The sequence below is a fragment of the Verruconatronum alginivorum genome (assembly GCF_056590205.1).
Genome location: NZ_JBWPVQ010000001.1, coordinates 3931859 through 3951247, shown reverse-complemented (window position 1 = coordinate 3951247; position 19389 = coordinate 3931859). Strand labels below are relative to the sequence as shown.

The 19389-nt window shown below is 59.4% G+C and carries 19 protein-coding genes and 1 tRNA gene; 9 read left to right on the top strand and 11 right to left on the bottom strand.

The window, feature by feature from the left end; genetic code table 11:
* Positions 1 to 96: 96 nt before the first annotated feature.
* From ACWUI2_RS14190 to ACWUI2_RS14170, 5 genes are all read right to left on the bottom strand, one after another.
* Complete coding sequence (locus ACWUI2_RS14190) at positions 97 to 1542, bottom strand: glycosyltransferase (protein ID WP_486983510.1); 1446 nt, start codon at positions 1540 to 1542, stop codon at positions 97 to 99.
* A gap of 70 nt (positions 1543 to 1612) precedes the next feature.
* The gene (locus ACWUI2_RS14185) at positions 1613 to 2545 is read right to left on the bottom strand and encodes a hypothetical protein (RefSeq protein WP_486983509.1); all 933 of its coding nucleotides are present in this window, start codon (positions 2543 to 2545) and stop codon (positions 1613 to 1615) included.
* 9 nt (positions 2546 to 2554) lie between these two features.
* On the bottom strand, positions 2555 to 3286 hold the full coding sequence (locus ACWUI2_RS14180) for a hypothetical protein (protein WP_486983508.1): 732 nt from the start codon (positions 3284 to 3286) through the stop codon (positions 2555 to 2557).
* Positions 3287 to 3358: 72 nt separating this feature from the next.
* The gene (locus ACWUI2_RS14175; protein WP_486983507.1) at positions 3359 to 3733 is read right to left on the bottom strand and encodes a prepilin-type N-terminal cleavage/methylation domain-containing protein; all 375 of its coding nucleotides are present in this window, start codon (positions 3731 to 3733) and stop codon (positions 3359 to 3361) included.
* A gap of 264 nt (positions 3734 to 3997) precedes the next feature.
* A tRNA-Val gene (locus tag ACWUI2_RS14170) sits at positions 3998 to 4074 on the bottom strand.
* 142 nt (positions 4075 to 4216) lie between these two features.
* Between ACWUI2_RS14170 and lipB the strand changes: the two genes are divergently transcribed.
* Complete coding sequence (gene lipB / locus ACWUI2_RS14165; RefSeq protein WP_486983506.1) at positions 4217 to 4885, top strand: lipoyl(octanoyl) transferase LipB; 669 nt, start codon at positions 4217 to 4219, stop codon at positions 4883 to 4885.
* Positions 4878 to 5756, top strand: a complete 879-nt coding sequence (lipA, locus tag ACWUI2_RS14160) for a lipoyl synthase (RefSeq protein WP_486983505.1) — start codon at positions 4878 to 4880, stop codon at positions 5754 to 5756. Before lipB ends, lipA begins: the two co-directional genes overlap by 8 nt.
* Positions 5757 to 6062: 306 nt before the next feature.
* Here the strand turns inward: lipA and ACWUI2_RS14155 are convergent, their stop codons facing one another.
* Together ACWUI2_RS14155 and ACWUI2_RS14150 are read right to left on the bottom strand one after the other, a co-directional pair.
* Positions 6063 to 6962: an EamA family transporter gene (locus tag ACWUI2_RS14155; RefSeq protein WP_486983504.1), complete on the bottom strand. Its 900-nt coding sequence runs from the start codon at positions 6960 to 6962 to the stop codon at positions 6063 to 6065.
* Positions 6963 to 7067: 105 nt separating this feature from the next.
* Entirely contained in the window at positions 7068 to 7601 is a 534-nt protein-coding gene (locus ACWUI2_RS14150) for a hypothetical protein (RefSeq protein ID WP_486983503.1), read from the bottom strand.
* A gap of 270 nt (positions 7602 to 7871) precedes the next feature.
* Between ACWUI2_RS14150 and ACWUI2_RS14145 the strand changes: the two genes are divergently transcribed.
* Genes ACWUI2_RS14145 through ACWUI2_RS14130 form a run of 4 tightly spaced genes read left to right on the top strand, consistent with a single transcriptional unit; the run spans position 7872 to position 10667 of the window.
* Positions 7872 to 8537 (top strand): metallophosphoesterase, encoded by a 666-nt coding sequence (locus ACWUI2_RS14145; RefSeq protein WP_486983502.1) that lies wholly within the window; start codon positions 7872 to 7874, stop codon positions 8535 to 8537.
* Positions 8538 to 8539: 2 nt separating this feature from the next.
* On the top strand, positions 8540 to 9118 hold the full coding sequence (locus ACWUI2_RS14140; protein ID WP_486983501.1) for an isochorismatase family protein: 579 nt from the start codon (positions 8540 to 8542) through the stop codon (positions 9116 to 9118).
* A complete protein-coding gene (locus tag ACWUI2_RS14135; protein ID WP_486983500.1) occupies positions 9115 to 10242 on the top strand; it encodes a 3'-5' exoribonuclease YhaM family protein in 1128 nt (375 codons plus the stop codon). The genes ACWUI2_RS14140 and ACWUI2_RS14135 overlap by 4 nt, the downstream gene beginning before the upstream one ends.
* On the top strand, positions 10233 to 10667 hold the full coding sequence (locus ACWUI2_RS14130) for a metallophosphoesterase family protein (protein WP_486983499.1): 435 nt from the start codon (positions 10233 to 10235) through the stop codon (positions 10665 to 10667). The genes ACWUI2_RS14135 and ACWUI2_RS14130 overlap by 10 nt, the downstream gene beginning before the upstream one ends.
* 588 nt (positions 10668 to 11255) lie before the next feature.
* Here the strand turns inward: ACWUI2_RS14130 and ACWUI2_RS14125 are convergent.
* Positions 11256 to 12809, bottom strand: coding sequence for a sigma-54-dependent transcriptional regulator (locus tag ACWUI2_RS14125; RefSeq protein ID WP_486983498.1), 1554 nt, complete (start codon positions 12807 to 12809; stop codon positions 11256 to 11258).
* 96 nt (positions 12810 to 12905) lie between these two features.
* Between ACWUI2_RS14125 and ACWUI2_RS14120 the strand changes: the two genes are divergently transcribed.
* From ACWUI2_RS14120 to ACWUI2_RS14110, 3 genes are read left to right on the top strand one after another with little or no spacing between them, the layout of a single operon-like run.
* On the top strand, positions 12906 to 14045 hold the full coding sequence (locus ACWUI2_RS14120; RefSeq protein ID WP_486983497.1) for a site-2 protease family protein: 1140 nt from the start codon (positions 12906 to 12908) through the stop codon (positions 14043 to 14045).
* The gene (locus ACWUI2_RS14115) at positions 14042 to 15385 is read left to right on the top strand and encodes an erythromycin esterase family protein (protein ID WP_486983496.1); all 1344 of its coding nucleotides are present in this window, start codon (positions 14042 to 14044) and stop codon (positions 15383 to 15385) included. Before ACWUI2_RS14120 ends, ACWUI2_RS14115 begins: the two co-directional genes overlap by 4 nt.
* A 47-nt stretch (positions 15386 to 15432) precedes the next feature.
* A complete protein-coding gene (locus ACWUI2_RS14110; protein WP_486983495.1) occupies positions 15433 to 16362 on the top strand; it encodes a phosphodiester glycosidase family protein in 930 nt (309 codons plus the stop codon).
* An 18-nt stretch (positions 16363 to 16380) separates the two neighbouring features.
* Here ACWUI2_RS14110 and ACWUI2_RS14105 read toward each other — a convergent pair whose 3' ends face one another.
* Genes ACWUI2_RS14105 through ACWUI2_RS14095 form a run of 3 tightly spaced genes read right to left on the bottom strand, consistent with a single transcriptional unit; the run spans position 16381 to position 19377 of the window.
* Positions 16381 to 17661, bottom strand: a complete 1281-nt coding sequence (locus ACWUI2_RS14105) for a bifunctional folylpolyglutamate synthase/dihydrofolate synthase (RefSeq protein WP_486983494.1) — start codon at positions 17659 to 17661, stop codon at positions 16381 to 16383.
* Between the two features lie 22 nt (positions 17662 to 17683).
* Entirely contained in the window at positions 17684 to 18574 is an 891-nt protein-coding gene (gene accD / locus ACWUI2_RS14100) for an acetyl-CoA carboxylase, carboxyltransferase subunit beta (protein WP_486983493.1), read from the bottom strand.
* 41 nt (positions 18575 to 18615) lie between these two features.
* The gene (locus tag ACWUI2_RS14095) at positions 18616 to 19377 is read right to left on the bottom strand and encodes a ComF family protein (RefSeq protein ID WP_486983492.1); all 762 of its coding nucleotides are present in this window, start codon (positions 19375 to 19377) and stop codon (positions 18616 to 18618) included.
* Positions 19378 to 19389 lie beyond the last annotated feature (12 nt).

Sequence of the window (19389 nt, the reverse complement as noted above, 5' to 3'; positions counted from 1 at the left end):
GCAAAGCCAACCCGACCACGCAACGCTGACTCATCCAGCGATAGTCGGCATGCTACCACAATCGCTACGTCCCGTCCAAGTCACGTCCCCTCCGAGTCACTTTCTCCACCGGGGACGCATCCGCAACGGAAAGAACCGGATTCGTCGCAACCCAAACACCGTCATCCGCATCAATTGCATTCCGTGCCGGAACCGAGAAATGTTTGTATCCCCATACTCCCGTTGCTTGTAACGCACCGGCACATCCCGGATCCGGAGCCCGAGCAGAGCGGAACCGAACAACAAACTAAAATCGCCGAACGGATCGAAGTCCCCAAATGCTTCCAACCGTTTCATCGCCCGCTGATAGTCCTTCCTTAACATCATCTTGGTGCCGCACAAACTGTCCTTGATCGGTTGGCCCAAAACAAAACTCAACGCCCCCGCGAAAAATCCGTTCCCCAGCAGATTGAGAAATCGCATCGCCTTCGCTTCCATCGGATACACCAAGCGGCTGCCGTTGGCCATTTCCGCCGCCCCACTGGCAATCGCTTCGTAAAACTTCGGCAAATCCTCCGGCGGAGCGGTCAAATCGGCGTCCTGGATCACCACCACCTCCCCCCGCGCCACCGCGAAACCGGACTTCACCGCGTCCCACTTGCCTTTGCCGGGCTGCCGGATCGCGCGGACCAAGTGCGGCCCATCATAAAGATCGACCTCGCGGCGAATCACCTCCCAAGTGTCGTCGACACTGTTCCCTTCGACGAAAACCACTTCGGTCCGCTCGCCCAGGACTGGGATGCGCTCCAACGCCGGGCGAATATTCCCCGCCTCGTTGCGCGCCGGCACCACCACCGAACAAGAGACCGGACCACGGATCTCGGGCCGGATCCGCGGTCGGGCAATCAGGTGTAAAGTGATTCCATACCGGCGAAAATAGGGGCACCTGACCAAAAACCGGTTGGCCACCGAACTTACCAGCGGCCACTCGAACGGAAACAACTGCTCCGTCTGCCGCGACACCACTTCCCACCCGCTCAGTTCGAGCAGATTCTCGATGTCCCGCCCGGAAAGCCAATTATCGGGCGGATGCCGCATGATCGCCCCGACGTCTTCCCCCAACGTCAACGGAAATAACCACAAGGGATTCAACGAAGTCACGTGTAATCGCGTCCTCGCCTCGGCCGCGCGCAGGAGGTTATGGAAAAATCTCTGAATGTCTTCCAGGTGACCCGTCAGGTAATTGGCCACGATGTGATCAAACTTTTCCTCGACCACCCGTTCCTCCGGATCGCCGATTTCAAATTCACACTCCCCATTGTCACTCCGTTTCCTTGCCGCCTGGATCCACTCCGCGCTCGGATCAATGCCCAATCCCCGCGACGGCTTCAAACCTCGCAACAGATCTCCCGACCCACACCCCCAATCCAACACCCGAGCCCCCTCCGGAATATGATGCCGAAAAAGCGCCAACAACTGCCTCTGGAACCCACTCCGCCTCTCCCGCGGCCGCCCTCCTTCCCTTTCCTCCACCGAGGCATACTGATCCGGTAACGTCTCCATCTCCAATCCCGGGCAAAAATACCCCGCATCCCCCCGAAATGGCAAACCGCTCCAAATACAATCGGCCTTTCTACCTGGGCCGCTCGGTCGACACCAACGCATCTGCCGCCTCTTCCGGTCCCGAGTCTCCCGCCTTACAAGTCAGTCGGGAACATGAAAACCGATTTAAAACCAACCCCCAGGGGAAGAACAACAACCACAGTAAAATCAAGTTTTCCCAGAAGAAAATATTCAGCGTAAACAAACTCAAGATATGGAACGAGGTCATAAGGGCCAACCATGCCATCGCAAACCGTCGATACATCAAACAAAACAAAGACGCAGCCTCTGCCAAGGTGACAATAAAAAAACCGATGTTGAACAGGTAAAAAAGGACAGGATTATTAGCGATTGTCAGCCCGAACCGGAAACTATAATAGGAAGGCTGCTGACTTCTGACCAACAACCAGGAACGCAATGCGTCCCCGCTAAAAACCTCGAATCCTCCGTACACGAATCGATGAACGCCGATAAAAGTATAGCAAAGAAGGACCACCAACGTTATCGAAAACAAAAAGAACGAATACTCTTCAACCCTTGATGACTTCGGTTTGCTTGATCCAAGGAAAAATACATCTCCAGCAGGGGCGAAAACCAAAAACAACGTCACGAACAACCAAGCAGCTTGAGCGTGGTTAACAAAATCCCCGAAGCCCTTCGCCAACCCATCGAAAAGCAGAATCATGACAAAAGACAAAAAAGCCCATAAACGAAAGGGAGCTAGCCCCAACGCGGCACCCAGCACCACCGGAACAAATAGGAAAGGGAAAATGGTTCTGAATTCCTCGCTTAAGAAAAATAAGAGAAGTCGCTCTGGAATCAGATGAAAAACTCCGCGAACCTGGTAAAGCTCGGACGGAACAAACGCGGTTGGATGACCGCGAAAAAAAAGGTAAATCCACAACCCGTAGGCGAATATACGAATTAACGCCAAGCCTTGGGGAGCAGCACGTTGATATAGCATAACCTAAAATCAATCTCCCAACCCGGTCGCAACCGGATTAATCGCAACTTCCGCAAGTCGAACCGTTCGAAGGACCTCGCCGGTTTCGGACAACTCTCTCCGCACCAACGCGACGGTTGTCACCATCCCAGAGTATTTCGCGTTATATCCCCGGCCCAATTCCTGTAGCGATTGCTCCAAAAGTCTCCTGGCTTCACCGGAATCCTCCCCAGTCGACCTTTTTCCCAGAGCCGCCAACTTCCGCATAAACGCACGCGGGTTAGCCCCGATTAAACTACCTGCGCAAAGCGAGACTTCCTCGTTTCCTGCCAATTCACCAATGACGTCATGGTATTCGAGCGTGATCGGTCGAGGAGATGAATACATTGTCCAACTCACCAATGGATAAGTCTTTACTGAGATACGGCCGAGTTGAGCAGAAATCAGCAAAATAAGAATCAGGACAATCCCAGCCCGTTGCCATCTTCGGACATTCTGAAAAACCGTCCCCAAATCAAGGCTTCGCCATGCAATTATCAAAAACAGAAGATAAAAAATCAATTCTCCAATTGCGCGAAGAGGATCGGAGATAACAACGTCACTCAACAATGAAGCAATTTTTAACGAAACCAGACCGATGATGATAATGATCGTCGGAAACTGAATAAGTGATTGAAGTTTCGAACCGGCTGGGATTGGCAGGCGATAACGATAGGCATCCATCCGTTTCACTTCGCAAATAACTTTATTTTTCTCAATCAAGCACAAAAAAGCCGCTCCCCCCAATAGAGGAGCGGCTTAAAATGCTATCGAATTAGGCTCAACTGAAGACTATCATTCGTCGTCGTCGCCATCATCATCATCATCATCATCGGAGTCACCATGAACACTGCAAGTCACAGGGCGACCAACATTGCCGATAGTATACACCCCTGTAGAGACCGGACAAGTGGGTACTCCTCCCTTAATGTAACCATCCAACGCGCCGTCTGGAATCGTTGCGTTATCAGCCAAACCTGCCTCAAGGGCATGCTGATCTTTGGCTGATTCAATTTGTCGGAGATTGTTCACGCACGCCTTCTCCTGGGAAGTTTCGCGGACCTTATTGAACGCGGGAATCGCCATGGCGGCCAAAAGACCGATGATGACGACTACGATCATGATTTCCACGAGTGTGAAACCTTTTTTCGATTTTGTAACAACTTTCATGATATACCTTGGTTGATTATTTTTGCAAAACTCCAAATCGGAGTAGGCAAAAGCATTAGGGGGGGCTTAGGGTTTGACAAGGTTTTTCCCTGTCAAAAAGCTGTAAAAACTTGACAAGCGTTGAACGCAAACACTTTAACCCGTTTTCTCGTCAAACCCTGACAACAAGCCATTCCCAGGCAAAATCAAGGATCACCCAAGAGGATGTTTAAGGAAAAGAGGGCGGGCGATCTTAAGAAAGCAGCAGGGGGAATTTCCCAGGGATGGTGGTCGCTACAGAACTCGAATCTGTGACCTCCTGCGTGTGAAGCAGGCGCTCTAACCAACTGAGCTAAGCGACCGTTGGATCCCTTCTAAAAGAGGAGCGCCGGAGAAATTGTCAAGGCTTCTGCCAGCGGTTTTTTTCGTTTTCACTCCGATCCGGGGCGGAAGGCCGCAGTTTTCCCCTGACAACCCCTCCGGCTTCTGTGCTATATTGACCGCTTGAATGACCAGACAACAGTCCCGCCACCGGAAACCCTCGATTGGGGAACGCTTCCCTACTCCGACGCCTGGGACCGGCAACTGCGCCGCCTGCGGGACCGCCAAAACGGCGTGGTCGGGGACGCCTTGATTTTCGTCGAACATCCGCCGGTGTTCACCCTCGGAGTCCGGCGGGGAGCCGATCAACATCTGGTCTGGGACGAAAACCGGCTCCGGCTTTTCGGCATCGATCTCGTCCGGACCAACCGGGGAGGCGACATCACCTATCACGGCCCGGGGCAAATCGTCGGCTATCCGATCCTCGACCTCTCCCATTGGCGGGACTTGCATGGATATCTCCGGCTCCTCGAAGAAACTGTGATCCGCACCGTCGCCCGTTTCGGGCTAGTCGCCGACCGCCGGCCCGGCAAAACCGGCATCTGGCTGGAAGACCGCAAAATCGCCGCCATCGGGGTCGCGGTCAAACAGTGGGTCAGTTGTCACGGATTCGCCCTGAATGCCAACAACGACCTCGAGCCGTTTAATGGCATCGTGCCGTGCGGCATTACCGACGGATCTGTCACGTCCATGCAACGCGAGTTGGGAATAACCGTTGATCTGAACGAGGTCCGATGCATACTGGCCACCGAATTCTGGAAACTTTTCACCGAGACAAAGAAGGATGACTGAACGCAAACCAAACTGGCTCCGGGCGAAACTGCCGAGCAGCCCGGCTTACAAAGAAGTCCGCAACGTCGTTGACACCAACGGCCTGCACACCGTCTGCCAGAGCGCGCAATGCCCGAATCTCGGCGAATGTTGGTCGCGCGGCACCGCCACCGTCATGATCCTCGGCAACGTTTGCACCCGGTCCTGCACCTTCTGCGCCATCGAAACCGGCCGCCCGACCGAACTCGATCTCGGCGAACCGGCCCGCGTCGCCGAATCGGTCCGCAAAATGGATCTCAAGCATTGCGTCATCACCTCCGTCACCCGCGACGAACTCGCCGACGGCGGAGCTTCGGTTTGGGCCGCCACCATCCGGGCCATCCGCTACCGCAACCCCTACACCGCCATCGAAGTCCTGATCCCCGACATGCAAGGCAACCTCGATCACCTCGATATCATCCTCGACGCCAAACCCGACATCCTGAACCACAATGTCGAAACGGTGAAACGGCTTCAAAAAAAGGTTCGGGTCCAGGCCCGCTGGGACCGCTCCGTCTCCATTCTCCGCCATGCCAAAAAGCGGGACTTCGTCACCAAGACCAGCCTGATGCTCGGAGTCGGGGAAACCAAAGACGAGATCCGAGACGCCCTCGAAACGCTCCGCGAAGACGACGTCGACATCCTGACCCTCGGCCAATATCTCCGCCCATCGCCCGACCACCTTCCGGTCGACCGCTGGGTCACCCCGGAAGAATTCGCCGAGTGGAAGGAATTCGGCCTCTCGATCGGCTTCGGCGTCGTCGAATCCGGCCCGTTGGTCCGTTCTTCCTACCGGGCCGACGCCCAATCCGCAAAATACAATTTCCGCCCCCAACCGATCGCCACCGCCTGACGCTTTTCAGATCTTCCTAAGGTAGTGGGGTTGGCTCCGCCGCCCCATTTCCGAGATGATCCTAAACTCCGCAGTTGGAATAGCCGCAAAAAAGCGCAAAATCCGCAAAATGCATGGGTAGCTCATGAGAGGCCGATTACAACCAGTCATCCGTTGGGTGAATCAGCCCGCCGGTTAAGTTCCTATCTTGCGCCTTTTGTGCCTTCTCGCGGCTAAATATTACTGTTTTTATGGTCGATGTGCCGTGAGTTGACCCCGGTCGCCGCGGCCGGGCGGCGGAGCCTCCGCTCTTGAGGATTCTCCAGCCTACGTCAACAAGACCAACGCCACCGCCGCCAAGAGCATCGCCGCCCCGATCGCCCGTCGAACCATCACGCCTCGACCAAGCATACGTTCGTCGTTCATAAACCATTTCCCGATCAAAACGACCAGCACGATGCTCCAGAGACCCCGCGAACTATACAAAATGTTCATCGCCGTCGCCTGCCCCCAGGTCGCCAAACAATAACCGAGCAAAACCCCTTGCGATCCCAGCAACATCGCTCCCGGACCGAGCCACCGCCACCCTCCAGGAGCGACCGAAAAAAGCGGGTTCCGGAAAAATGGCATGAACACGAACGAATACAGGCCGACCAGTCCAAACATCGCCGGTAAAAACCGCCCCGCTCCCCATCCGGGCCCCCATCCTTGGATCAAGACGTCGGTCAGCGCGAAAAAGAGGGACGCCGACAGAGCATACGGCACCGTCGGCCACAACTTCCCGGCCGCCAGGGCCGACTTCCCTCCGCCAAGCAGTCCGAGCGCCGCCGTAGCCAAAAACGCCGCGACCCACCACCCCATCGATACCGTTTCCCCCAGCAACAAGACCGTGATCGCGGCGACGAACAACACCTTGGTCCCCATCAATGGCGTCGCCACCGACACGTCCCCCCGGAATAACGCCAAAAAAGTGAAGATCTGTCCGCAGAAGAAGGTCAATGCGGTCCAAATCGGCAAATGCCAAACCAACCCCTCCGCCATCGGCTCCACCGGAAGCAGCAACAACGGAAACGCCGCCAACGCCATCCCCCAGTTGGAGAAAAAACTGACCCGCCACGGTCCGACCCCAAACGCCATCGCCCGCTTCAACATCAGCGCCGCCACCGCGTAGCCAATCGCCGCCAACAATGGAAGCCAATAAATCGTCATCTCAACCGCCCCCGTCATCGTGACACAGACATTCCTGTCTGTGGAAAAAACAGGCAGGAATGCCTGTTCCACCTTCTCCCGCAACTCCGCCCGGCCCCGTCAATAAGCCGCCGAATTTCGTGTTCACCCGACCAGCGTGTTCAACCGCTCGGAGATCCGCATGAATTCTTCCGGGGCGATCTCCCCGGACGGCACCGGATAGATGTTTTTACTGCGACCATGCTCCATCAAACGAAACTGTCCGTCCGGCGAACTGCCCCGCGGCCGCAAAATCCGCTTCCGCTCCAACAGCAACGCCAGAAACTTTTTCATAATCTCCCCTTCTTCCGCGCCCCAGGCTTCTCCGCCGTCTTCGGCACCATCCGCGCCCTCTGCATCCAGCGGCTCCTCGTATAATGACAAAAACAATCCCTCCGCTGTTTCCCGCTGACGGCGGCCCCGGTCGTCCTTCTCCGGTTCCTTTTTGTAAACCTGGCGCCACCGGCAAAGAAGTTGCCCCACCGGTTCGAACCCTTCATCGTGCGCGTCGGCCACATCGAACCGCTGGAGTTCGTTGTTGTCGTCGAAGGTCAGGTAACTAACGTATGCGTCACCTGCCTCGAACGGTGCGTTCGAAACGCAACAGCGGTGGGAAAATGGTTTAATTTGCCAGAGCATGGTCAATCAAAGTGCGAGATTCAGTTATGATTTCATTTGGCATCGATCCGTCGATGGAGACAACCTCCAATTGCGTCGCAACCGCATGACGACACACCCCACCGCTCTGGCGAGCGGTCCCCCCCTCTCAAGAGGGGAACTTCTCCTCACAGATCCCCTCTTGAGAGGGGGGGACCATGCGCGAGCATGGTGGGGTGTGTTATCCCGTGTTTGCCGGGAGTGGGGTGCGTCTCTCCCAACAACCTCCCCACACCTGAATCCCAACCGCCTTTGAACTTGCCTGCGGAACGCTACATCGCCATCGGAGACGTCCACGGTTGCCACGAGGAACTGGAGGAACTCCTCGCAACCGTCAATCCCGGTCCCCGCGACCAATTGATCATGCTGGGAGATTTGGTCAACAACGGCCCCGACAGCCACCGCGCCGTCACCCTCGCCCGCGAGGCCGGGGCGATCCCCTTGCTCGGCAATCACGAGCACCGGCTCCTCCGCTACCGGCGCGACGGCGATGCAAAAAAACTGAAGAAAGCCGACCGCAGCACCTTGCGCCAGCTCACCGACGAAGATTGGGCTTACCTCGAAACCATGAGACTGACCCACCACGTCCCGGAGTTGGACACGGTGTTCGTCCATGGCGGTTTCCTGCCGGGCCACCCGTGGGAAACCCAATCGCCCGAAGTCGTCACCCGGATCCAGGTGGTCGACAAACGGGGACGCCCCCGCAAACGTTCCAAACGGCCCGAAGCCCCCCATTGGTCGACCCTCTGGCATGGCCCTCCTTTTGTGGTTTACGGGCACACCCCCCGCCCGCAATATAGCCGGCTCGAATGGTCGATCGGGATCGATACCGGTTGCGTTCAAGGCGGTTTTCTGACCGCTTTCATCCTGCCGGCCGGCGAAATCGTCCAGATCCCCGCCCGCCGCCCCTACATTTGAACATGAACGACACGTTTCTTCCTTCCGTCGCCTTGCTGGTGGTCGATTTACAGGATTCCTTCCTGCAAGCGATCCCGGAGGCCCCCGCCCTCCTCCGCCGGTGCGAATTCGCCGTCGAAGCGGCCCGGCTCCTCCAAATCCGGACCTTCTTCACCCTCCAGGTCCCGGAGAAACTCGGCCCGGTCACGCCGTCGCTCGCCCGTTTCGCCGACGACTCCAACACCTTCGCCAAAACCGCCTTTTCCGCCTTGCAGGCTCCCGGCCTGACCGATCTTCTCCGCGAGCACGAAATCGACCACTTGATCCTGGCCGGCCTCGAAACCCCGATCTGCGTTTACCAAACCGCCATCGACGCCGCCAACGAGGAAAAAGCGATGACGGTCCTCACCGATTGTGTCGGACAACGCCGCCTCGAAGACCGCCAACCGGTGCTCGACTCCCTCGCCCGGATCGGTTGCCACTTGCTTCCTTCCGAAACCGTCTTTTACTCAATCCTCGGCGGCGCGGAACATCCGGCCTTCAAGCCGTTCACCGCCCTCGTCAAACAATCGAACCAGTCCCCTACCCCTTCCAAACCATGAGCCAGGAAACCAGCGGCTATTTTTCCGTTCAACATCTGAAGAACCCGTCCCGCTCCCGGGGCGACGCCTTCCGCAGCCTTCTCGTGGTCCGCAAGGTCACCAGCCGGACCGCGAAGAACAACAACCCGTTTCTCCACGTCGAACTCGGCGACAAAACCGGCTCGTTCTCCTTCGTCTGCTTCAACGACAATCCTTTGTTCGACCAGTTGCAAAGCGGGGTCGAGGGCAAAGTGGTGAGCGTCTCCGGCCAGATCGACCATTACCAGGACCGCCTTTCCCCGAAAATCCTCGGCTTCACCTTCCTCACCGACGAGGAACTCCAGGAGCCGGGCCTGATGGAAAACCTCGTCGAATCGTCGCCCGAAGACCTCGGCCGCCTCCTGAACGAGTTCGAAGATTTCATCGCCGCGATCGAACATCCCGGCATCCGCGCGACGGTCGAATCCGCCTTCGCCGAGATCAAGCCGGCCTTCGCCGAATCTTCCGCCGCGATCTCCATGCACCACGCCTACCGGGGCGGCCTCCTCGAACACACCGTTCACCTCGCCCGCGCCTGCCGGGCCCTCCTTCCCTTTTACCCGGAGGTCGATGCCGACCTCGCCATCGCCGGCTGCCTCCTCCACGACGTCGGCAAAGTCCTCGAATACACCGGCCAACTCAGCATCAAAAAAACCCGCCTCGGCATCCTCCAGGGCCACGTGGTCCTCGGCTATCGCCTCGTCCGCAAAGCCGGCATGACCGTTCGGCTCGACAACGACCTTCTCGAACGTCTCGAACACATCGTCCTCAGCCACCAAGGGGAACTCGAATGGGGCGCCGCCGCCATGGCCGCCACCCCCGAAGCGGTCTTCGTCTCGATGATCGACAACCTCGACGCCAAGATGGGAATGGTCCAAAGCGCCCTCCGCCAAACCCAGGACTCGGCGGAATTTTCCGAATACATGCCCGGCTTGAAGGCTCCCGTCCTGACCACTCCCGCCCGGACTCAACCGCCCCCCGAGGCACCGGAAACGGTGGACACGGCGGACACCGCCCCGGAAACCACCACTTCCGACTCCACCGACGGGGAAACTCCCGCCGACGAAACCGTTTCCACCGAACCCGACCCGCTTCGATGCGAATAGCCGTCATCGCCGACACCCACAACCGCCTCCCGGAGTCTCTCCTTCCCCGGCTCGAAAGCGCCGACGAAATCTGGCATCTCGGCGACGTCTGCGACGACGCCATCCTGCTGGAGCTCCAAACCGCCGGGAAACCACTCTATCACGTCCGCGGCAACTGCGACGACAACATGACCTGGCCCCTTACCCGCCTCCTCGAACGCGAAGGCCTCCGTTTCCTGCTGATCCACATTCCGCCCCACGCAATCCCGGACGGCTGCGACGTGGTCCTCCACGGTCACACCCACGTCCCCCGCGACGAAACCATCCGCGGCGTCCGTTTCCTCAATCCCGGCTGCATCACCCGCCCCAACCGCGGCGCCCCCGCCAGCTTCGCCCTCCTCGACGTCGAAGGCGGCCAAATCACCTGGCACCTGACCCTCGTATGAAGCTTCACTGTTTATGCGGGTTGCAGGCCGATCAGGTTTTCGCGCGAAGGAACCGCGTTGCGGTTCGTGGCCCTCGGGTATCGGTCCCCAGGGTAGGCCTCGTTTCCTCGGCTCAACCCTGGGCTGAAGGGCGTAAGCCCGTTGGGCTATGGAACTGCGGCACTGGTGTCGGTCGCCACAAAGTGGCGGAAGGCGTCCCGCCTCCGTGTGCGGTGTTTGGTACGGTGCCGTGGGCTGTGGCTGCTGATCGGGTGGCTGGGGATCGGATCGGGTGGCTTGGGAACCGCACGGAGCCGGGACGGCCCCGCCACTTTGCCTAATACGCCAACGGCGTTTCACCCTCCAGCCCAGGGTTGCCGCGCGAATGCGCGGCTACCCTGGGAATTGGTTGCGGAATGATCTACCCTGAAGGGGTTGCGCCCTGGCGACCGTGCGATGGTGGATCGGACGGGGGCGGAACCGCGTTGCGGTTCAAAGAGGCTCCCCCTCGAAAACCAAGTTTCATTCCATGTTGTTTCCCGGGCGCAGCCCGGATGTTGGCTCCTCTAAACAATCCCCGAAATCAGCCTCCGGGCAGATCCAGCTTGCTTACAGCTTCAGCGCCAGTTCCTGAATCCGCTTGCGCAAGGTGGTGCGAGTGATTCCGAGGATGGCGGAAGCCTTCACCTGATTGCCCTCGGTCTCCCGGAGAGCGCGCGAGATCATCTCCTTCTCGATGGACCGGAGAATGTTTTCGCCCCCTTCGCGCCGCAATTCCGCGTAGAGCGAGTCAAACAGGCCGGACGAATCCTCCCGCGCTCGGCCGATCGTCTCCACGGGCTGCCCGGTCGCCCCCCCAACGGCGGCCGGCGCCGCCGACGCCACCGGAGCCGAAGGCGAAGCGACCGGCAATGGAACCGGCGGCCTCTCCCGAGCCGGCGCCCCCGAAACGGCGGAGGAATTGACCGGTTCCCCGGCTCCATGCAATTCGTTCGGCAAGTCCCGGGCCAGGATCACGTCGCCCTGGGCCATCACGGCACTGCGATAGACGACGTTCTCCAACTCCCGGACATTTCCCGGCCAGCGGTGTTGAGCCAACAAATTCATCGCATCGGCCGCCAGTTTCCGCGCCTGAGTCTTGCCGGAGCGCTCCAGCTTTTGCAGCAGGAAATCGACCAACAACGGCAGATCTTCCATCCGTTCCCGCAAGGGCGGCAGCCGGAGGCGGACCACGTTCAACCGGTAATAAAGGTCCTCCCGAAAGGTGCGGGCGGCGACCATTTCCTCCAAGTCGCGATTGGTGGCGGCAATCACCCGGACGTCGACTTTGATCGTCCCCGAACCCCCGACCCGCTGGATTTCCCCTTCCTGCAAAACCCGGAGGATTTTCGTCTGGGTCGGCAACGCCATATCCCCGATTTCGTCGAGGAAAATGGTGCCGCCGTCGCACTGCTCGAACCGTCCCACCCGCTGACCGGTGGCCCCGGTAAACGCCCCCCGTTCGTGACCGAACAGCTCGCTTTCGATCAGATTTTCCGGAATCGCGGCGCAATTGACCGCCACAAACGGTTTCCGGCTGCGCCCGCTGTGCTGGTGGATGCAACGGGCGACCAACTCCTTGCCGGTGCCGCTCTCGCCGGTCACCAGCACCGTGACATCGCTCGGGGCGACCTGGCCGATCAACTTGAAAACTTGTTGCATCGCTTCCGACTGCCCGACGATGCCCTGTTCGAAATCGTCGCTGTTGAGCACCCGCCCGGAAGTTTTCACCTCCATCAGGCCGCGGCGCGCTTTCAGGCCGCTCTCCGCCAACTGCACCACCTTTTGAACGTCGAACGGTTTTACGATGTAATCGAACGCGCCGAACTTCATCGCCTCAATGGCGGTCTGGGTGGTGCCGTAAGCGGTCATCAGAATCACCACGGCCTGCGGATCAATGGTCCGGGCTCGCTGCAACACCTGGAGCCCGTTCATCCCGCCCATCCGGATATCGAGAAAAATCATTTCGGGCCCGCGGGCCTGCAGGACCTGCAACCCCTCCTCCCCGCTGCCGGCGGTGACGACCCCGTATCCCTGCGCGGACAACACCCGGGCCAGCGAATAGGAAACCTCGTTGTCGTCGTCGATTACAAGAATGTTTGGACTTTTTGCCTCGGTGGTCATAGGTTGTCTAAAATGGTGAATGCGAGCAATCAGCCGCGGAACTCCCGCTCGGGCCGCCCGAAAAATGTCGATCTTCCCAACGTCTAGTTAAAGGTAATGGGCTCTTGGTCAATTCGCTTATTCCGGATCTTCGGCATTGAGTTGGAAGTCCACCTGACTTTTTTCCTCCTTTGGGCGCTCTTTTGCTTCGCCGGATGGTGGGAGGCCGGATGGGCCGGGATCCCCTGGGCGTCCCTGCTCCTGGTGCTGATTTTCACCTGCGTCGTCCTGCACGAACTCGGCCACAGCCTCACCGCCCGCCATTACCGGATTCCGGTTTCGCGGATCCTGTTGCTTCCATTCGGCGGGATGGCCCAGTTCGAACGGATCCCCCGCAATCCCCGCCAGGAAATCCTGATCTCGCTCGCCGGCCCCGCCGTCAACCTGGTCATCGTCATCGCCCTGCTTCCGTGGCTCAGCGTGCCCCTCTGGCCGCCCGCGGCCCTCCCGCTTACCGGTGAAGCGATGATCCACGCGTTGCTTCTGCTGAATGTCATCATGGGCCTTTTCAACCTGTTGCCGATCTTTCCCATGGATGGCGGTCGAGTGTTGCGGGCGTTGCTGGCCATGCGGCTCACTTATTTGAAGGCGACTTCGATCGCCGTCGGACTCGCCAAGGTGCTGGCCGTCACCGGTATTTTTATCGCGGCCTTCAAGTTTCCGAGCCCGCTGCTGATCTGCCTCTTCGCCTTCATTTATCTGGGCGGGGAAATGGAATACCGAATGGTGAAGCGTCGCGAAACCACCAGCGGAATTTTCGTCCGAGACCTGACCCGGAAACATTTTATTTCGATCCCGTCCGGCAGCCCGATGGCCGAAGCGGCCCGGTTGTTCGATGCGTTTCGTCCTGAAGAGCTTCTGGTGATGGACGGCGATATTCCGCGCGGTTACCTGACTACGAAAATGATCCGGGATGCCACCAAACGCGGACAGCTCGACGATCCGGCCGGAGAACATTGCATCCAAAAGTTTTCGGTTCTTCAAGCCGGCTGGCCCCTCGACCCGTTCATCGAAATGATCGCGCAAAGCAGTCAACGGCTCTACCCGGTTTATTCCTTCGGCGGTCTGATCGGCGTCCTCGACACCAAAAATATCGACGCTTTGATCGCCTCGCACCGCCTTCAACACCAGGCCGGCCCGCGTCGCCCTCACGGCGAGCCTGCTCATCCGGTCGCCTCCCGCCCACCGGAAGGATGAAAGAACCGGCCCTCAGCCTGCGCCGGGAAGCACGGCCCTTTCCGCCGAATCCAGCGGAATGGGATGAATTGATCGACGCGCTTGCCCCCGCCGACATCGTCCTCTTGGGCGAGGCCTCCCACGGAACCCACGACTTTTACCACGACCGGGCGATGATCACTTCCCGCTTGATCCGGGAGAAAGGTTTCAACGTCGTCGCCGCCGAAGCCGACTGGCCCGACGCCTACCGCGTCAACCGCTACGTTCGCGGGGAATCCGCCGATCCGGACGCCGGAACCGCCCTGGAAGGCTTCAAGCGTTTCCCGACCTGGATGTGGCGGAACCGGGTCATGGTCGAGTTCGTCGAATGGTTGCGGCACTTCAACGCGGAACAATCCGATCCGGCCTCCCGAGCCGGATTTTACGGCATCGACCTCTACAGTTTGCACGCCTCCATCGACGCGGTGGTCTCCTTTCTCGAGAAACGGGATCCGGCCGCCGCCGCCCGGGCTCGCGACCGCTACGGCTGCTTTGATCATTTCGACGGCGATCCTCAGCGCTACGGCTATCAAACCGCCACCAACCAGGCGAAAAACTGCGAGGAGGAGGTCATCGCCCAATTGGTCGAACTCCGCAAACACGCCGCCGATTTCCTGAAGCACGGCAACCGGGATAACCTGCGTTGCGCCGACGCCGTCTTTTCCGCTCAGCAGAACGCCCGGCTCATCAGCAACGCCGAGGAATACTACCGGTCGATGTTCCAGGGACGCCACGCGACCTGGAATCTGCGCGACACCCACATGGCCGATACCGTGGAAGAACTCCTCGAACACCGCGAGGACCTCGGGTTGCCCACCAAATTGATCGTCTGGGCCCACAACTCCCACCTCGGAGACGCCCGGGCCACCTCGATGGCGAAGCGTGGCGAGATCAACCTCGGCCAAATCCTCCGCCAACGCCACGAAGAGAAGGTCGCCTCCGTCGGCTTCACCACCTACGACGGCAGCGTCACCGCCGCCCCCGACTGGAACAGCCCGACCGAGAGAAAATCGGTCCTACCCGCCCTCCCCGACAGTTGGGAAGCGCTTTTCCACCGCTCCGGCCTGTCCCGCTTCTTTCTCGACCTCCGGGATCCCGGCCCGGAACTCCGCGCCTTGCTTACTCCGGCACGCCTGCAACGAGCGATCGGGGTGATTTACCGTCCCCAAACGGAACGAACGAGCCACTACTACCAGGCGCGCCTCCTCGATCAATTCGACTTCGTCATCCACCTCGACCGCACCGAAGCCGTCGAACCCCTCGACCGCGGCATCCATTGGCAGACCGACGAACTCCCCGAAACCTATCCGTTCACCGCCTGACCGAGACCGCTCTCGACAATCCGCGCCTCCCGACTAGGCTCCGGTTTATGCCTGCACGTCGACCCAAGCCTTCGCCGTTTCCATTGTTCGCTTCCTTCGCCGCCGTTCTCTTCGTTTGTTTTACGCTGGCCGCACCCGGATTGCTCGCCGGCCCAGGGATTTTCTCCTGGGACGAAATCGACGAAATGTATCCGGGAATCAAACACGCCGAAGTGGCGGTCGACGAACCACGCCTGATGAAAATCCAAGCGGTCCGGATCGACCTCACCCAACCGGGAATCCGGGCCCACACCACCGGCCGCGCCGAGAATTGGGGCGAACCGATGCCCGATTATCCGGAACGCCTTATTCGGACCCGCCGCAAGAGCACCCGCGATTACCTGACCGCCCGCCGCGCCGAGGGCATGAATATGGTGATTGCCGTCAACGCCGCCCCCTGGCAACCGTGGGTCAGCCCTTTCATCCACACGTTCGCCGACCGCCTCGGTCTCGCCATCTCCGAGGGAGAGCTCGTTTCCGAAGCCAACAACCGCCCGTCGCTCGTCTTCCTAAAAGATGGAACCGCCCGGATGCAGGCTTCTCCCCCCGAAACTGATCTTTCCGGAATCGTCACCGCCGTTTCCGGTTTCCAATTCGTCCTCAACGATGGCGAACCGACCGGCCAATCCGGGCCTCTCGCCCCCCGCACCGGATACGGGTTATGCGCGGAAAACCGCTTTTTGGTCCTGATGACCATCGATGGGCGTCAACCGACCTTCAGCGACGGCGCGACCCATCGCGAAGTCGGCGAATGGCTCCGTCATTTTGGCTCCTCGCAAGGTATCAACATGGACGGCGGCGGTTCTACCACCCTTGTCCGCTGGAAAAACGGCGATCCCGACAACCCGACCGTCGGCCAAGCCATCCTCCTCAACCGACCGCCCGGCGGCGGCGAGCGCCGCAATGGCAACAACCTCGGGTTCTACTTCGTCGACTGATCCCTCGGCCCGCCCGCGTCAATCCTGCAGGGTTCCCTCTTGGACTGGCAACGGCTCTTCGAGTCGTTCCAGAACTTCGCCGATCAAGTAGATCGAGCCGGTGACCACGACTGTCTCCCCGGGCTCGCCCAAGGCGCAAGTTCCATGCCCGAACGCCTCCTTCACCGTCCGGGATGCCACCAGTCCCGCGAATCCCGGGGGAATCGCGGCCTTCAATTCGGCCACCGGAGTCGCCCGCGATTGATTTGGCTCGAAAAGATAAATCTCCCGGGCGTGCCGGGCGATGACCCCGAGGAGCGCTTCCGCCCGGCTACTGCCCAGGGCACCGGCCGCCACCACCGGGCGCCGTCCGGTTTCCGCCACCAACGCGGCGAGTTGCCGGTCAAGCGCCTCCGCCCCTTGCGGATTGTGCGCCGCTTCAAATATCAGTCGTTTCCCCCCGATTTCGCGGGTCTGCCAACGGGCCGCCCACTCCACCCCGGCCAACCCTTCCGCGACCGCCCGAGTCGGCACCGGTAATGTTTCCCCCAGGGTTTCAAAGACCAAAGTCGCCGTGGCGGCATTGGCCCGTTGGTGTTCTCCGGCCAGGGCCGGCCGCGGCCATCGCTCGGGATCCGCGCCAAACCGCTCCTCCACCGTCACCATGGGAGAGCCCCGTTCGCGGGCGATTCGACGAATCGTCTCGCGCGGCTCGTCCTCCATTCGCCCGACCACCACCGGCTTCCCGGGCTTGATGATACCGGCCTTCTCTCCGGCGATCGCCGCCAGAGTATTGCCCAACTGCTGGCAATGATCCAAACCGATTGACGTAATCACCGAGATCATCGGATCGACCACATTGGTGGCGTCGAGCCGGCCCCCGAGTCCGACTTCAAGGACCGCGACATCGACCTTTTTCCGCCGGAAATGAAGAAACGCCATGGCGGTCATAAACTCGAAAAAGGTCGGGTGATTTTCCGGGACCTCCGCGGCGATCCGCTCCGCCACCTCGCGCAACTCCATGGTGTATCCGACAATTTCTTCCTCGGTCAAAATCTTCCGGTCGACCTGAACCCGCTCCCCCAGGCGAACCAAATGAGGCGAAGTGTAAAGTCCGGTGCGGTATCCGGCGGCCCGGCAGATCGCCTCGCACATCGCCGAAACCGACCCTTTGCCATTGGTCCCGGCCACGTGAATGACTCGCAAGCCCCGCTCCGGGTGACCGAGTCGCTCCACGAAAACCTGCATCCGCTCGATGCCGAATTTCGAACCTTTTCCCTTTAACCCGAAAAGGTAGTCCTTGGCCGCCAGGTAATCCATCGACCCGTCGTCTGAAACCGGTTCAATCCGCCGAGCCTTCGGCCGCGACGGTCGTTTCTTCTTCCACCCGTTTTTTCAAATAAAGGGCGGTCAAAATCGTTTTCAGACGGTCGCGCATTTCCACGCGGCTCACGATCTGATCGACCAAACCGTGGTTCAACAAAAACTCCGCCGTTTGAAAACCTTCCGGCAACGCCTGCTGAGTTGTTTCCTTGACCACCCGCGGTCCGGCGAATCCGATCAAGGCACCCGGCTCCGCGATGATCACGTCGCCGATCGAGGCGAAACTCGCCATCACCCCGCCGTAGGTCGGATTGGTGACTACCGAGATATACGGCAAACCAGCCTTCGCCAAGCGTCCGAGCGCGGCGCAAGTCTTGGCCATTTGCATCAGACTGAGAACGCCCTCCTGCATCCGGGCACCCCCGGAGGCGGAAACCACGATGCAAGGGATCTTCCGCTCGAGGGCCCGCTCAATCGACCGGGTGATCTTTTCTCCGACGACCGCTCCCATGCTGGCTCCCATGAAGCGGAAATCCATCACCGCGACCGAAACCGGAATCCCATGGATCTTGCCGACGCCGCAGAGGACGGCGTCGTTCATCCCGGTCTTTTTTTCGCTTTGCGCCAACTTTTCGTCGTAGTTGGCGGCGCCTTTGAAATCGAGAACGTCGACCGACGCGAGTTCGGCGTCGGTCTCCTCGAAACTCCCGGAATCGAGCAGAAAAGCGAGCCGACGGTGCGGATCGATTGGAAAGTGGTAGCCGCTTTGCGGCACCACCATCTGGTTCTGCTCCAGTTCCTTGTTGAAGATGAATTCACCCGAGACCGGACACTTTTTCCAAAGGCCCTCCGGGATGTTCTTCTTTTTGACCGTGACGGTCGAATACTTCGGCTTGCTGAAAAGGGACATATGTGAAACGGGCACTGACGCCTGAAACTGAACTTTCTTTGCTATCCGTGACCAAACGTTATGACATCTATAAGATCGACGCCCGAGCCGCGCAAGGCGGTCGCACAGGCATTGAGGGTGGAGCCGGTTGTGAAGACGTCGTCCACCAGAATTATTCTACGGCGCGGATTTAAATCGCACTTCTTTCTGATTGCAAAGGCATTTTTGAGGTTACGTTTTCGGCGGTCGCGGTCGAAATGGGTCTGCGATTCGGTATCGACCACCCGTTCCACCACGTCCTTGACCTCCGCCCCGACCGTTAACGCCGCCAATTTTTCGGCGATCAACCGGCTTTGATTGAACCCGCGCTCCCTCCGTTTCCGTGGATGGAGGGGGACGGGAACCAACAACGCACCCCGGGCGAATTCCACCAAACCTTCCGCCTGACAGAATATTCGACCGATGTCTTCGAGCAAATGGACCTGGCCATGGTATTTCAATTCATGCACCAACCGCCGGCCCGGCCCTTTCATCAGAATCGCCGTCCGCGCTTCCCGGAATTCCGGCGAGAGTTCGATGCAATGGGGACACGTCCGTTCGCTTTCCACTTCCCCGAAAAACGGAAAACCGCAGCTCCGACAGGAGGGAGGGCGGGCGATCGTGAGCAATCGGGCGCACGGCGAGCAAATGAAACGATAGCCGCTCGCCTCGTCGGCCGGATCACCGCACCCGACACATGACCGCGGGAAAAACAGGTCGAGCGCCCGGTCGGCGATCCGTTGAACCGCCCGAAAGCCTCCGTCCGTCTCTCCGGCTCGCGTCATCGTCCTGGGGAT

Excerpts from the sequence above, each read along its gene's own strand:
- ACWUI2_RS14190 (WP_486983510.1), bottom strand. The coding sequence starts at position 1,542 with ATGGAGACGTTACCGGATCAGTATGCCTCGGTGGAGGAAAGGGAAGGA.
- ACWUI2_RS14185 (WP_486983509.1), bottom strand. The coding sequence starts at position 2,545 with ATGCTATATCAACGTGCTGCTCCCCAAGGCTTGGCGTTAATTCGTATA.
- ACWUI2_RS14175 (WP_486983507.1), bottom strand. The coding sequence starts at position 3,733 with ATGAAAGTTGTTACAAAATCGAAAAAAGGTTTCACACTCGTGGAAATC.
- lipA (WP_486983505.1), top strand. The coding sequence starts at position 4,878 with ATGACTGAACGCAAACCAAACTGGCTCCGGGCGAAACTGCCGAGCAGC.
- ACWUI2_RS14155 (WP_486983504.1), bottom strand. The coding sequence starts at position 6,962 with ATGACGGGGGCGGTTGAGATGACGATTTATTGGCTTCCATTGTTGGCG.
- ACWUI2_RS14150 (WP_486983503.1), bottom strand. The coding sequence starts at position 7,601 with ATGCTCTGGCAAATTAAACCATTTTCCCACCGCTGTTGCGTTTCGAAC.
- ACWUI2_RS14140 (WP_486983501.1), top strand. The coding sequence starts at position 8,540 with ATGAACGACACGTTTCTTCCTTCCGTCGCCTTGCTGGTGGTCGATTTA.
- ACWUI2_RS14135 (WP_486983500.1), top strand. The coding sequence starts at position 9,115 with ATGAGCCAGGAAACCAGCGGCTATTTTTCCGTTCAACATCTGAAGAAC.
- ACWUI2_RS14130 (WP_486983499.1), top strand. The coding sequence starts at position 10,233 with ATGCGAATAGCCGTCATCGCCGACACCCACAACCGCCTCCCGGAGTCT.
- ACWUI2_RS14125 (WP_486983498.1), bottom strand. The coding sequence starts at position 12,809 with ATGACCACCGAGGCAAAAAGTCCAAACATTCTTGTAATCGACGACGAC.
- ACWUI2_RS14120 (WP_486983497.1), top strand. The coding sequence starts at position 12,906 with ATGGGCTCTTGGTCAATTCGCTTATTCCGGATCTTCGGCATTGAGTTG.
- ACWUI2_RS14115 (WP_486983496.1), top strand. The coding sequence starts at position 14,042 with ATGAAAGAACCGGCCCTCAGCCTGCGCCGGGAAGCACGGCCCTTTCCG.
- ACWUI2_RS14110 (WP_486983495.1), top strand. The coding sequence starts at position 15,433 with ATGCCTGCACGTCGACCCAAGCCTTCGCCGTTTCCATTGTTCGCTTCC.
- ACWUI2_RS14105 (WP_486983494.1), bottom strand. The coding sequence starts at position 17,661 with ATGGATTACCTGGCGGCCAAGGACTACCTTTTCGGGTTAAAGGGAAAA.
- accD (WP_486983493.1), bottom strand. The coding sequence starts at position 18,574 with ATGTCCCTTTTCAGCAAGCCGAAGTATTCGACCGTCACGGTCAAAAAG.
- ACWUI2_RS14095 (WP_486983492.1), bottom strand. The coding sequence starts at position 19,377 with ATGACGCGAGCCGGAGAGACGGACGGAGGCTTTCGGGCGGTTCAACGG.